Genomic DNA, 13,904 nt, shown 5'->3' with positions numbered 1-13,904 from the left:
AAACGATGTACTTGGCCCCTACGCCCGATTTCGAAGCCAAGTGGCCCGTAGGCGGGGCCGACTGGAGAACCGCGATGACCAGCGCGATTGCGCGGTCCAAACCGCATCCCGAAGCGCGAATAGGCGAATATCGCCGGCTCGAGCAGATGCTCCGGCTCGGTCGCTGAGACAATGGCAGTGCAGGGAAGTCCTGAGTCGATTGCGCCGGACAATCAAGGTAATGCCATGTCATGCCATGTCACGGTCCGATTTCCGGGTTGGCCACCGATGCATTACTGGGCCAACTCCATTGCAGCGCACACTTTCGCAAAAGCAATGTATGCACTGAGATTGGCGACAATTCAAATCGATCACGATATGCGCGAAGCGCTACAGCCCCTGCCTTGTCAGCGGCTCTGGCTATGAACAAATCTGACTGATGCCTGCCGCTGCATCTCAGATCTCCGACGAGGTCCGATCCTGGGCACGGGTAAACCTCAGCGTGACGAGCTGAAATGGCCGCAGCCGCAAGCGAACTCCCGCGCCCTCCCGGCTCGCGGGGGTGTCCCCCGGCAGCGGCCGCTCCAGCAGATCGCAGACCTGGAACTCGGTGAATCCGAAGCCGATGGCCACCAGCGCCGAGGCACGACCACCGTGCGCCTCATAGACCCGTAGCACTACATCGCCGCTTCCGTCGTCGGCGAGTTTGACAGCACTGGTCACCACGGCGGCATTGTCGATGCTGAACAGCGGTTCGACGGCCGCGGCAACGCCCGGCCGCAACGGCATGAGGTTGATGCGGTAGCCCTCGCGTACCGCGTCCCCGATCGATGCGCCCGGGATCAGCGAGTGCCGGAAGTGGTGTGCACCGTGGTCGGTCTCCGGATCGGGAAAGCGCGGTGCCCGCAAGAGCGAAACCCGCAGTGTTGTCGTCGTCCCGCCATCGGCTCGGACAGTGCGGGTGACGTCGTGTCCGTAGGTGGAGTCGTTGACGAGCGCCACACCCCAACCCGGCTCGGCGAAGTGGACGAACCGGTGGTTACATGCCTCGAACTTCGCGTACTCCCAGCTGGTGTTGGTATGGGTGGGCCGGAACATATGCCCGAACTGAGTTTCGCAGGCATAGCGGTCGGCGTGAATGTCCAGGGGAAAGGCCAGTTTCAGGAACTTCTCCGTCTCCCACCATTCGACGCTGGTGTCGATGTCGAGGCCGCGCACGCCCGGCCGCAGTGCCAAGGTCTGCTCCACCTTGGAGGACCCGAACGAGCGCCCCACCCGTACCACCGCTGCGGCTGACGAATCCGTGTCCACCGCAACGAAATCCGCTTCGGTGAGGTCGGTGACCTGGTTTCGATAGAAGAGATCGACATCCCACGCATCCCACGCGTTCGGGAAGTCCGGGTGCAGCTGTAGCAGGTTCGCGACCGAACCCGGCGCAAGCGTCTCGCGCCGCGCCTCCAGGTCGAATACCGACACGACAAGGCCGCGGTCATCTACTTCGACCCGCAACAGCCTGTTGTCGAGGACGAACCCGCCGCCCACTCGCTCGGCCACCGAGCACGGGTGCCCCGCCGCCATTGCGGCCGCCCCACCGGCCGGGACCGATTGCCAGGTGTGCGGCGCCGGGTTGAAGATATTCGGTCCGGTCCGCTCACCGCCGAGCACCCATTGGGCCCGTTCGATGACCGTCGTCAGCTCCGCGACCACCGCCGCGTAGGTCTGCTCCGCCTCTCGGTGCACCCATGCGATAGACGAACCCGGCAGGATGTCGTGAAACTGGTTCAGCAGCACCGTCTTCCAGATCCGGTCCAGTGCCGCATAGGGGTATTCGCGGTTCTTCCGCACCGCCGCCGTCGCGGCCCATAGCTCGGCTTCCTGCAGCAGGTGCTCACTGCGCCGGTTCCCCTGCTTGGTCCTGGCCTGACTGGTCAGCGTGCCGCGGTGTAGTTCCAGGTACAACTCCCCCACCCACACCGGCGGGTTCTGATATTCGGCCTCGGCCTTGGCGAAGAAGTCGGCGGGCTTGTCCCACAACACCTTCGGCGAGCCCTCCAGGTTCCGCATCCTGGCGGCCTTGGCGACCATCTCCCGCGTCGGCCCGCCACCACCGTCGCCCCAGCCGGTGGGTGCCAGTGACATGGACGCGCGGCCCTTGTCCTTGAAATTTCTTGCGGCGTGCGCGATCTCGCGGCCCTGCATCGAGCAGTTGTAGGTGTCGACCGGCGGAAAATGGGTAAAGATCCGGCTTCCGTCGATGCCCTCCCACAGGAAGGTGTGGTGCGGAAACTGGTTGATCTGACTCCACGAGATCTTCTGTGTCAGTAGCCATTTGCACCCGGCGGCCCGGATGATCTGCGGCAGCCCGGCGGCGAATCCGAACGTATCGGGCAGCCATACCTCCTCGCTCTCGACACCGAACTCCGCCAGGAAGAACCGCTTGCCGTGCACGAACTGCCGTGCCATCGCTTCGGAGCCCGGCATATTCGTATCCGACTCGACCCACATGCCGCCGGTCGGCACGAACCGTCCCTCCGATACCGCGCTCTTGACCTTCGCATACACCTCGGGGCGATGCCGCTTGATGAAGTCGTATTGCGCGGCTTGGGACATCGCAAAGATGAACTCGGGCTCCTCGGCCAGCAGCGCGGTCATATTCGCGGTGGTGCGCGCCACCTTGCGCACCGTCTCGCGCAGCGGCCACAGCCATGCCGTGTCGATGTGCGCATGCCCGACCGCGGATATCTTGTGCGCGGACGCCACCGCTGGCGCGGCCAGCACGTCGACCAAATATGCGCGCGCCGCCGCAGCCGTGGAGTTCACGTGCTGCAGATCGACGGCATCGAGCGCGCGCTCGATCGCCCGCACGATGTCATAGCGGCGGGCGGGATCCTCGGGCATCTCGTGCATCAGCTCGCCGAGTACCTCCAGATCCTGGACCAGCAACCAGACCTCTTCGTCGAAGACCGCCAGGTCCAGCCGACCCAGCCGATACTGCGGCTCGTCACCGGCGGTGGATTTGTCGCCGAGCATGGTAGGCGAGAAGGGAATGATCGGGTTCGAAGCCGCCTCGACGTGCAACACCACGTGCTCGCCGCCGACCGCCGCAGACGCAACCCGCACCCACTGGTTACGCGGATGCAAACCCTTGACCGGCGATCCATCCGACCGATAGACCAGGCCCTCGCACTGGAAACCCGTCATGTTCTGGTCGAAACCGAGATCGATGATCGCCTCGACGGTCTTACCCGCCCACGCGGCAGGCACCGTCGCCTCGACCGTGAGCCAACTGGTCCCCCACGGTGCGCCCCATCTGGCACCGGATCCGATCGGCGTCCGGGGCGCGGCCAAGCCCTCGGCGACCGGCACCGGCTCATCCGGTGCAACCCAGATGGACGCTTTCAGCGGCACCGACTCCGGATAGATCGCCGGAGTGATCCGCTCCGCGAGAACCCGGCCGAGGCGATTCTCGACCAACCGACGGTCATCGTGCATAACGCTGGCTCCCATCGGACCGGGGGCGTGATCAACGAACCGCAACCATTCTCCGACAGTGCGGCTATATCTCGGGCACATCGGCCATATTGCGCTGCACCGACTCGGCCGCGACACCAACGGCTGTGCTCCCACTCACACGCGCCTTGACCATCACATACATGTGAAGGTTTCAGCATACTGTTCATGAAGATAGGCATCACCACCTTCGTTACCGACGAGGGCATCAGCGGTCCGAAACTCGGTGTGGCACTGGAGGATCGGGGTTTCGAATCGCTGTTCCTGCCCGAACATTCGCATATCCCCGCGAGTCGGAAATCCCCCGCCCCGGGCGGAGGTGAGCTGCCACGGGAGTACTACCGCGCGCTGGATCCGTTCGTCACCCTCGGCGCCGTTGCGGCCGTCACCGAGCGGTTGCTCCTCGGCACCGGGGTCACCCTGCTGATCCAACGCGACGTCATCCACACCGCCAAACAAGTCGCCACGCTCGACCGAATCTCACACGGACGCTTCGTATTCGGCGTCGGCATCGGCTGGAATCGCGAGGAGATGGCCGATCACGGCACCGACCCCCGCACCCGCGGCGCGCTACTCGACGAGCAACTCGTCGCCATCCGCAAGATCTGGACCGAGGACCTCGCCGAATACCACGGCCGCTTCATCGATTTCGACCCGATGTACGCATGGCCGAAACCCGTACAGCAACCGCACCCGCCGATCTTGATCGGCGGCGGCGAGTCGGCGGCCGAACGCGCGATCTGCCACGGTGTCGGCTGGATCCCCACCGCAGTGGCCGATCCCGCCGCGATACCGGCCCAACTGGCCCTGCTCGACGGACACGACCTGCCGATCACAGTCGCATTCGCCGCAGCCGATCCGGCCCTACTCGACAGCTACGCCGAGGCCGGGGTGCAACGATTGATCCTCAGCGTGCCGACCCTCCCAGAATCGGAGACACTGCACGCCCTCGACGAAATCGCGAAAGCCGCCGACCGCTACCTGACCTGAAAATCTCCGCGTGCCGGTGGCTCGAAATCGTTCGGATCTCGCCGCCGGCCGCTGGAGTCGTAGCTGGCTACCGAGTACCGCTACGAACGAGGGCTGGGGCAATTTCGCGGGCGACGCGGTGGCCGGATTCGGCGGCTCCGTCCATGTATCCGGCCCACCGGATAGCGGTTTCGGCGCCTGCCCAATGCAGCGGGCCGACGGGTGTGCGCAGGGCCGGACCGGGTGCTCGGTGCGGTGAACGCGCCGTAACAGCTGCGGGTGAATTCCTCTGCGGCCCAGTCACGTTCGATGTAGGCGATGGGGTTGCGGACCTGCGGTCCGAAGTAGCCGACGCCGTCCATCAGGCGGCCTGCCCCGGCTCGTGATGGCGGTGCTCGCTTATCGGGATGGCCTCAGCTTCGAGCGATCACATCAGGCGAAGGTTGGTGCACCGCACATCAGGACCAACTCGCTTGCCGCAGGTCGAGCAGTCGGCGCTCGAGCCACCTGAGCTGGTGCTCAACCGAGACGTCCTGCTCTGGACGAGGTGGCTTGGAAGAGCCCCTTCGAGACCGCTTCCGCTGTATTCGATACCTATGACACAGTTCTCACCGTGCCGTTGAATGGTCTGCCGGACTGGTTGCCGGACTGGTGTGTGGACCAGTTGGGGGACGAGCCGATCAGCGTGCTGTTCGAGCTGCGGCGCATGTCGGCGGTTTTCGGGCTGCGGCTGGCCGGTGGGCGCGATGTCGTGGTGAAAGCGCGGGAGGATGGCGGCCGCGTCGCATCGTGTGTCACCGCGCAGGCCCGGTTGGCGGAGCAGGGGTGTCCGTGCGCCCGACCGCTCACACCTGCGGTCAGCGTCGGTGCTCTGGCCGTACACGCCGAGGAGTACCGGCCCGGCGGTGAACTGCTGCCCGGCGACTCACCGGACGTCGCCGTGCGTTACGCGGCGGTGTTCGCCCGGCTGATGGCCGCACTGGACGATGTGACCGTCGCGCCGCCGCTGCCGAATCCGCGCTGGGTGCGTTGGGACCACACGGATTCAGGAGTGTGGCCGAGGATCAATGAGCTGGACGACCGAGACCAAGGCGCCGTGCCCGCGTGCGTCGTCGACACGGCCGACCGGGTGCGCAAGCGGCTGCTGGCCGCCGACCTGCCGTGCGTGCTGGGCCACGCCGACTTCGGTTCACCGCGGAGGAGCAGGAGATCGCGTGGGCGGCCAGCCTGTGGCCGGCGGCGCACAACGCCCGCTGGGAGGCGGTGCACGGCAATACCCCGGTGTGCTGTGACGCCATCCGCGCACAGGCAGCCGAACGCCTCCGCCGAGCCAACGCCTAGCCCCAGCGTCCAATCGATGTTGGGCAGCTTCTGGCTATAGCTACAGCAAGTGAGCCCAAATGCCGGTTATCGAGCCGCTTGACGCTGGTCCGGGTTGGTGTAGGCCGTGCTGGGTGCTCGGTCGCCGAGCGTCTGGCGCGGCCGGATCGTGCTGTACAGAATCCTTGCGCTGGTCCCTCTGCAAACTCGGCTATTCGTCCCGGGCGCAGATCGCCGCCTGGACCTCGCGTTCACATCGAGCGCAATAGCACTCGACCTGGGCACGCGACGGCAGTCGCAGCGGTCTCTACGTGGCGGCGCTCGGCAGAAATGGGTATGTCTATCGGTAGTTCTACGGTCGCGGTCGGGCGTTGAGCGGGAGACGCTCGGTGAGGACAGCATGCATCGCTATCAGACCGAGGTCTTCCATGTCCGAGCACAAATACGACCCCACCGGGAACGCAACCGTCATGATGATTCGACGTTGTGGGCGCTGTGACAAGTTGTTCGCGCCGCTGACCGCCGAATGTTCGTCGTGTCGGTCCTGGGATCTCGAGTGGTCGCCTTCGTCCGGTCTCGGTTCGATCGTGTCATCGCGGCTCGTACACCGTCGTGTGAGCCATCCGCAGGCCCAGGTGGAGCCATTGACGATCGCCATCGTGGAACTCGACGAGGGTCCGTGGGTGTACGCGACGATCGAAGGTGATGTCGCACCCGTTTCGGATCCGCCGGTCCGGGTCCGATTCGAGCCGCGTCCACGGGTGGATCGCTTTCCGGTGTTCGCTGTCTGCCCCGCGGCGCCCGATTCGGATGGTGGCGATCGTTCCACGACCCGGCGCGCAAGCGCTTCGAACGCGCATCGTCGCGCAGTCGAGCGTCGCTGCGACGCGCAGTGGGTGCGGACATCGCTTCGCCAGTGTGAACGGATGGCGGGCGCGCAGGCCCTCGACACGACCGCGCAGTCCCTGATCAGCTTCGCGATCCGATGGGCGCCGTTCGGCGGCGCAACGGCCGCCGAACTGCTCGTGACCTTTGGTGTGACCCGTCAGCGGTTTCTGCACATGGCGGACGAGGCGCTGCACCCACGACCGACCGACAGCGTCGAGGTGCGCGGGCTGAAGCATGATTTGCGGGATGCCCTGGCACAGGCATGGCAGATGAGCCCTACCGCGGTCCCCACGCGTTGCGCCTGATCGAGTAGGCCACCCGAGCAACGGCTATTCGACGGTCATCTCCCCCATTTCGGACCAGCCGGTGGCGTCGATGGTCTGGCTGATGATCTGGGGAGTCGACGCGAGCGCCTGCGGCAATTCCTTCATCGCGGTCTCGAAGTGGGGACTGCCGACATGGGCCGCGCCCGCGGCCTGGTCTCGAAAGGCTTCTACGAGAACGAATTCGGTGAGGTCGTCGACACTGCGCGACCAGTCGAACCAGAGGTTGCCCTCCTCGGCACGGGTCGCCGCGGTGAACGGTGCGACGAGGTCGAGCCAGCGGTCGGTCCATTCGGGCTTGGTCTTGAATTTCACGACGATGAAGATCATTGCCTGCCTCCTGAGGTAGGTCGGGCTACGCGACACGGCCCGACTCCCGCTGTTGTCGGGCGCTGATCGTTGCCAATATCCCATTGTCGGACAGTCAGTAGGTGCCGGAGGGCCGAACGCGAGGCCCTCGCCCCGAGCACCGAAACCGGAGCGGATCGAGCCTGGGTCCACGATGATCTCTGCCACGATCGAGCAGCAGTGCCACGATGGATGCGGCGCCATGTAGAGCCGACCGGGTGACTTTCAGCGGGTCGATCACGCAAGCATCGAATATGTCGTGTGGGAAAGAAGCAAGGTCTCCACGCCCCGGTAGCTGCTCAGACCAGGGCAGCGCGACCGCGTGCGTAGGCGACGACGTCCTCTGCATAAGCCGACTCGCCCCGCCCCGCAAGGCACGTCCGGAGCTGGATCAACGCATCGTCGAGTTGCGGTCCTGGTCCGCGGTCGGCGAGCAGGACGACGATCGCTTCCCAGGTCGCGGTCTGCCGGTCCGGGGCAGCCAGCAGTTCGTCGAGATAGCGGTCCGGCTCCAGCAGCCGCAGCGCCCGACGCGCATAGGCGTGCACGCGTCGGGGCAACTCGGCGCGGATGGCATCGACGTCTGCCTGCAACACCCGACCCGGTTGTGTCGGGTCGAGGTGCAGCGACCACAGCTCGGTCAGCTCCTCGGGCATGCCGTGGTCGTTGATCAGCCCGGGGCCGGTCGCCTGCTCGAGCGGCATGACCGAGAGCCCCAGCTGCGCATTGCGCCAGTTACGGAATTCCCACCAGGCGGTGGGTGTCGCACTCAGGCTCAGTCCGAATCTGAGTACCTGCTGCCCATCGGTCCAGGTACGCAGAGTCCGGGTGCGGCCGACCGATGCCACACCACCCGCCACGACTCGCACCCACGTAGCCTCTGAGCCGTGAAAGCCGTACGGCTGCAGCAGCTTTCCCGCATCGCGCGTCAGTCGGCGCACCGCCGAATCCGGTCCGACCATGTCAGCAGACTAGCGGCACCCACCGACACAACTGGATCAGCGTGCATCCCACCGGGGATTTTCGGCGTGCCGCAGCCGTCGATCTCGGCCGCGCGAGCTACCGCGCGTCGGTCGCCGTCAGCACGCGAGCGTCGGCGGCGCGGTCCAGCTGTGCGCCGACCTGCGGGTAGGTCGGATACTCGATGCCCGAGATGTACTGCACCGTCCGCACCACCTGGCACGAATAGCCGAATTCGTTGTCGTACCAGACATACAGAATCGCGGTGTCGCCCTCGACGATCGTGGCATTGGCATCGATGATCGAGGCTGCGCGCGATCCGATGAAATCGCTGGAAACCACGTCGGTGGCGGCGGTGTAATCGAGGTTTCGGCTCAACGGCCCGGCGAGCGAAACCTGACGCAGGTACGCGAGCACATCGGCCTTCGTCGTCTCCCGCTCGAGCTGCAGATTCAGAATCGCCACCGATACGTCGGGGGTGGGGACCCGAATCGAGTTGCCGGTGATCTTGGCCTTGAAGTCCGGCATCGCCTTCGCGACCGCGGACGCGGCACCGGTTTCGGTGAGCACGAGATTGAACGGCGCGGACCGGCCGCGACGGTCCGCCTTGTGATAGTTGTCCAGCAGGTTCTGGTCGTTGGTGAACGAGTGCACCGTTTCCACGTGACCGCGGATGATGCCGTATTCGTCGTCCATGGCCTTGAGCGGTGGCACGATCGCGTTGGTCGTGCACGAGGCGCACGAGAAGATCTGCTGCGACAGGTCCAGGCTGCGGTGGTTGACGCCGTGCACGATATTCGGAACGTCGCCCTTACCGGGGGCGGTGAGCACGACCTTCGCAATGCCGGGACGCAGATGCTGCGACAGGCCGTCACGATCACGCCACTTACCGGTGTTGTCGATCAGGATCGCATCTTCGATCCCGTACTCGGTGTAGTCGATCGCCGTCGGATCATTGCTGTAGATGAACTTGATCACGTTCCCGTTCGCGGTGATCGTGTCATTGTCGGTATCGACCTTGATCGTGCCGTTGAAATGGCCGTGCACCGAATCCCTGCGCAGCAGCGACGCACGCTTGGTCAGATCGTCCTCGCCGCCTTTGCGCACCACAACGGCACGCAGGTTCAGCCCATTGCCGGATCCGGCCTTCTCGATGAGCAGGCGAGTGACCAGACGACCGATGCGGCCGAAGCCATAGAGGACAACATCCCGCGGGCCCCGTGACCGAGCCTTGTTGCCATCGGTCACCTCGGCCAGGACGGCTGCGGTGAACTCGCTGATCGACAGTCCGCGACCGTCGGCGCGATAGGCCATCACCAACTGACCGAGATCGATCTTGCAGGGCCCCAGATCCAGCCCCCCGAGCACCTGCAGAAAGGGCAGGGTCTCGTCCACCGACAGCTCTTCGCCCTCGATCTGCCGCGCGAAGCGGTGCGTCCGCAGGATGCTGATCACCGACTTGTTCACCAGCGGCCGACTGTGCAGCAGGATCGTCACGCCCTTCGCCCGATACAACCTGCCGATAATGGGAATCATCGCCTCCGCGGCGGCTTCCTGAGCGTTCCAGCGGTCAAGTTGTTCGGTAGTCAACACAGGTCCTCGGATTTCCTCGATCTATTCGCCGCGTCCATGCTAATGAGGGCCGCGATATCACCGAGGCCGGATCCCCACCGGTGAGATTCGGCTCCTGCCCACAGCAATCCGAGCAGTACGACAGCTACGGGACGCCGCGGCTCAGAACTGCAGTCGCGGCTACCGCGAGTACCACCGCGACAGCGGTGATTCGATCGCTGTCCCGAGTCGACGCCGATCATCAGGCACTATGGACGGTCGACACAGGTGACGAGGAGATCCGAATGACATACATTCCCGAGCCCACCAGGTACGACGGCGCAATGCGCTACCGCCGCTCAGGCAGGTCCGGCCTGGATCTGCCCCTGCTCTCCCTCGGCTTCTGGCACAACTTCGGCGACGATCGTCCCTACCTCCGCCAGCGTGAGATCGCCCTGCACGCCTTCGACCTCGGCATCACCCATTTCGACCTGGCCAACAACTACGGCCCTCCGTATGGGTCGGCCGAGATCAACGCCGGACGAATCCTGAGCGAGGATCTCGCGCGGTATCGCGACGAACTCGTCATCTCCACCAAAGCGGGATGGGACATGTGGCCCGGGCCATACGGGCAGGGTGGCGGGTCGCGCAAATACCTGCTCGCCTCCCTCGATCAGTCACTGACCCGACTCGGGCTCGACTACGTCGATATCTTCTACTCGCACCGATTCGACCCGACGACCCCGCTCGAGGAAACCGCGGCGGCACTGAATACCGCTGTCCGCCAAGGGAAAGCGCTATACGTGGGAATTTCGTCGTACGACGCGAAGGATTCCGCCGCGATGGCAACGATCTTGCGTGAGCTCGGCACACCGCTACTGATCCACCAGCCGTCCTACTCCATGCTCAACCGCTGGATCGAGACCGAAGGGCTGCTCGACGCCGCCGCGGCAGCAGGGTTCGGCGTCATCGGGTTCACCGCACTCGCACAGGGCCTGCTCACCTCGAAGTACCTCGATGGCGTTCCCGCGAAATCGCGTGCCACACAGGGCAAGTCGTTCCAGACCGAATTGCTCACCCCCGATATGATCGCGCGGCTGCGCAAGTTGAACGCGATCGCGGATCAGCGCGGACAAACGCTGGCGCAACTGGCCCTGTCCTGGGCGCTGCGCGACGACCGCATGACCTCGCTGGTGATCGGCGCGTCCACCACCGACCAACTCGATCAGAATGTCGCAGCGCTGGACAATCTCGATTTCGACGCCGCCGAACTCGCCGACATCGATACCCTCCTCGATAACGACGGCGAAGTCGATCTCTGGCGGTCTGCGCGCCAAGGCATCCTCTGAACAGGTTTGCAATACGGCACTTTTCGCGTCGCCGAACCCAGAGTGGACGGCCGGAGTCGAGCCTATGAGCGAGCGGCGGCGCTCGACGGCGCATCCGGCCGGTTCGCTGGCAGGATATGAGGGTTGAGTATGAGCGCGGGATCCACGCCGTGCCGAATCGCTTTCATCAGGTCGATATCAACCGCGGATCTGCCGAGATGGATCCATGGGGCCTTCGAACGGCCGACTCCGTGCTCCGCGCTGATACTTCCGTTGTGGGCCACGACCAGCTCGAATACGAACTCGGTAATCCGCTGGGCGGCTGCGGGATCCACATCCAGCAGATTCACATGCACGTTGCCGTCGGCGAGATGGCCGAACACGATCAGCCGGACCGACGGAAATACCGAGCCGATCTCACGACGGAGAACATCTATGAAGGACTCCAACTCCGCGACCGGCATCGCAACATCCAGTTTGACCGGAGGCGTCGCGGAGGCGGCGTTGACGGATTCGGTATGGCTTTCCCGGAATTCCCAGAGCCGCTGGCCGTGCCCGAGCGTCGCATCCACAACGAGATCGCCTGCCTGCTCGAGTGTTTCGAGCAGCACCGCGGCGACATCCGGCGATCCGGATGCTTCGATGAGCAGATAGTACGGCGCGCTGTCGCCGAGGGGGTGGCGGAGTTTTCGGTGCTGTAGGACCAGCGTCATCCCGTCGTCGGTCATGAGCTCCGCCGCTTCGATGGTGAGCCCGGCCCGTCGGAACGCATCCGTCAAAGCCAGTGCCGATTCGACGGTTTCGACCCCGGCCAGCACCACCTCGGTGTGTGTCGGCGGCACATGCAGCTTCATCAGGACCTTGGTAATGATCGCCAGCGTGCCCTCCGATCCCGCGAGCAGCCCCGGCAGGTGGTAGCCCACATTGTCCTTGGTGAAGTTCTTCCACCGGGTGAGCACACTGCCGTCCGACATCACGGCCTCGATGCCGAGCAACTGGGCTCGGGTGTCGCCGTACTTGATCACGCGGACGCCGCCCGCATTCGTTGCCACGATTCCGCCCAGCGTGGCCGAGTCGCGGGAGGCGAGGTCGACACCGAAAGTCAGGCCCACCCGCTGTGCGGCGGTATGTGCCTCGGCGACGGTGGCGCCCGCCCCGGCCGCGAGGGTGCGGGCGATCGGATCGACTGCCTCGATCGAGTCGAGACGTTCCGAGCTCAAGACGATCTCGCCGTGCATCGGGATAGAACCACCCACCAGTCCGGTATTACCGCCCTGGGCGACAACCCCTATTTCGAACTCGCGGCACAGTCGCATGATCCGGACTACTTCTTCGGTGCTGCCGGGACGCACCACCGCTGTGGTGCCACCGTGCCAACGGCCGGTCCAGTCGATGACATAGCGAGCGGTCATATCGGGATGGGTGAAGACGTGAGCCTTTCCGACGATAGCGGACAATTCGACTACAAAACGTGCTCGCGCCCCGGGGCTCATCCGTCGGATCCTGTCAGCCGTGACGAGCGCAGCGCTACCGGGAATCATGGCGTACCTCACGTTCTTTCATGATGGCGAGTACTCGGCCGCGGGTCAGGAACCATCCGCCGACCAAGGCTGGAATCATGATCACCCCCGCTGCGATCACCGCGCCGCGTTGCACGCTGTCGTCGCTGGATGCCATCAAAGCGACCACCCCGGCGAGGAATACCAGCGTCGCGATACTCGTGTACGGCGCACCGATCAACCGGAACGACGGACGCTCGGCCAGGCCCTTGCGCCACCAATGCCACAGTTTCAACTGGCACAGGATGATCGCCGCCCAGGCGGTGATGGTGCCGAGCGCGGACATATTGAGCACGATCTCGTAGGCATGCTCGGGTACCACCGCGTTCAATCCGACGCCGATCAGCGCGATGGCACCGGTGGCGAGAATGCCGACATAGGGCACACCACCACTCGACATCCGCGCGGCCGCCTGGGGCGCACTGCCGTTCATCGACATCGAGCGCAGGATCCGACCGGTCGAATACAGGCCCGCGTTCAGGCTGGAGAAAGCCGCCGTCAACACCACCAGGTTCATGACCGAGTCAGCGCCCCCCACACCGAGTTTCGAGAAGAAGGTGACGAACGGGCTCTCACCGGACTTGAAAGCGGTGTAGGGCAGCAGCAGGCCGAGCAGCACCAGCGAGCCGACGTAGAACAGCGCGATGCGGGCGATGACCGAATTGATGGCCCGCGGCATGATCTTTTCCGGACTCTCCGCCTCACCCGCCGCCGTACCGACCAATTCCACTGCGGAGTAAGCGAATACGACGCCCGTGGTGACGGTGACCAGTGGCAGCAGCCCGGTCGGGAACAGGCCACCGTGGTCGGTGAGCACGCCGAACCCCGTGGACTGCCCTTGGATGGTGAATCTGCCGGTGAGGAAGACAGTTCCGATGATCAGGAAGGCGACCAACGCGACCACCTTGATCAATGCCGCCCAGAACTCGAGTTCACCGAACCAGCGCACCGATACCAGGTTGATCGCGACAACGACCGCCAAGGCGATGAACGCGATGAACCACTGGGGAACTACGTGAAACGTTCCCCAGTAGTGGACATAGGTCGCGATCGCGGTGATATCCACGATCCCGCTCATGCACCAGTGGAAGAAGTACATCCACCCGACCGCGAAAGCCAGCTTCTCGCCATAGAACTCACGCGCATAGGAAACAAACGATCCGGAGGAC

General features: G+C 64.7%; 11 protein-coding genes and 1 pseudogene. 5 read left to right on the top strand and 7 right to left on the bottom strand.

Features of this window, described 5'->3' with window-relative positions:
- Window positions 1-435: 435 nt before the first annotated feature.
- Window positions 436-3,471 (bottom strand): alpha-mannosidase, encoded by a 3,036-nt coding sequence (locus ACWEO2_RS20830; RefSeq protein WP_452406817.1) that lies wholly within the window; start codon window positions 3,469-3,471, stop codon window positions 436-438.
- A 186-nt stretch (window positions 3,472-3,657) separates the two neighbouring features.
- On the opposite strand from ACWEO2_RS20830, the gene ACWEO2_RS20825 reads away from it, so the two are divergent.
- Entirely contained in the window at window positions 3,658-4,479 is an 822-nt protein-coding gene (locus tag ACWEO2_RS20825; protein WP_452406816.1) for an LLM class F420-dependent oxidoreductase, read from the top strand.
- A gap of 67 nt (window positions 4,480-4,546) precedes the next feature.
- Here the strand turns inward: ACWEO2_RS20825 and ACWEO2_RS20820 are convergent, their stop codons facing one another.
- The gene (locus ACWEO2_RS20820) at window positions 4,547-4,762 is read right to left on the bottom strand and encodes an FAD-dependent oxidoreductase (protein ID WP_452406815.1); all 216 of its coding nucleotides are present in this window, start codon (window positions 4,760-4,762) and stop codon (window positions 4,547-4,549) included.
- Window positions 4,763-5,005: 243 nt separating this feature from the next.
- Here ACWEO2_RS20820 and ACWEO2_RS20815 point away from each other — a divergent pair, with 243 nt between their 5' ends.
- The 3 genes and pseudogenes from ACWEO2_RS20815 (at window position 5,006) to ACWEO2_RS20805 (ending at window position 6,971) form a co-directional block, all read left to right on the top strand.
- Entirely contained in the window at window positions 5,006-5,839 is an 834-nt protein-coding gene (locus tag ACWEO2_RS20815; RefSeq protein ID WP_452406814.1) for a hypothetical protein, read from the top strand.
- A 367-nt stretch (window positions 5,840-6,206) separates the two neighbouring features.
- Window positions 6,207-6,515, top strand: a pseudogene (locus ACWEO2_RS20810) (Zn-ribbon domain-containing OB-fold protein); the annotation flags it as partial.
- Between the two features lie 189 nt (window positions 6,516-6,704).
- On the top strand, window positions 6,705-6,971 hold the full coding sequence (locus tag ACWEO2_RS20805; protein ID WP_355180771.1) for a hypothetical protein: 267 nt from the start codon (window positions 6,705-6,707) through the stop codon (window positions 6,969-6,971).
- 24 nt (window positions 6,972-6,995) lie between these two features.
- Here the strand turns inward: ACWEO2_RS20805 and ACWEO2_RS20800 are convergent, their stop codons facing one another.
- The 3 genes from ACWEO2_RS20800 to ACWEO2_RS20790 all read right to left on the bottom strand — a co-directional run bounded on the left by ACWEO2_RS20800 (window position 6,996) and on the right by ACWEO2_RS20790 (window position 9,887).
- Window positions 6,996-7,319, bottom strand: coding sequence for a putative quinol monooxygenase (locus ACWEO2_RS20800; RefSeq protein WP_452406813.1), 324 nt, complete (start codon window positions 7,317-7,319; stop codon window positions 6,996-6,998).
- 317 nt (window positions 7,320-7,636) lie between these two features.
- Window positions 7,637-8,299 carry a hypothetical protein gene (locus ACWEO2_RS20795; RefSeq protein WP_452406812.1) on the bottom strand — a complete coding sequence of 221 codons (663 nt, stop codon included), beginning with the start codon at window positions 8,297-8,299 and terminating at the stop codon, window positions 7,637-7,639.
- A gap of 97 nt (window positions 8,300-8,396) precedes the next feature.
- Window positions 8,397-9,887, bottom strand: coding sequence for a glyceraldehyde-3-phosphate dehydrogenase (locus ACWEO2_RS20790; RefSeq protein WP_452406811.1), 1,491 nt, complete (start codon window positions 9,885-9,887; stop codon window positions 8,397-8,399).
- A 266-nt stretch (window positions 9,888-10,153) separates the two neighbouring features.
- Here ACWEO2_RS20790 and mgrA point away from each other — a divergent pair, with 266 nt between their 5' ends.
- The gene (gene mgrA / locus ACWEO2_RS20785; protein WP_452406810.1) at window positions 10,154-11,197 is read left to right on the top strand and encodes an L-glyceraldehyde 3-phosphate reductase; all 1,044 of its coding nucleotides are present in this window, start codon (window positions 10,154-10,156) and stop codon (window positions 11,195-11,197) included.
- A gap of 62 nt (window positions 11,198-11,259) precedes the next feature.
- On the opposite strand, the gene ACWEO2_RS20780 is transcribed toward mgrA, so the two are convergent.
- Both ACWEO2_RS20780 and ACWEO2_RS20775 read right to left on the bottom strand, forming a co-directional pair.
- Window positions 11,260-12,669: an FAD-binding oxidoreductase gene (locus tag ACWEO2_RS20780; RefSeq protein ID WP_452406809.1), complete on the bottom strand. Its 1,410-nt coding sequence runs from the start codon at window positions 12,667-12,669 to the stop codon at window positions 11,260-11,262.
- A gap of 34 nt (window positions 12,670-12,703) precedes the next feature.
- On the bottom strand, window positions 12,704-13,904 hold a 1,201-nt coding region (locus ACWEO2_RS20775; protein WP_452406808.1), incomplete at its 5' end, for an amino acid permease.

The sequence above is a fragment of the Nocardia sp. NPDC004278 genome (assembly GCF_053602975.1).
Note: the sequence above shows the minus strand (reverse complement) of the source record. Positions and strands in the feature narration are given on the sequence as shown.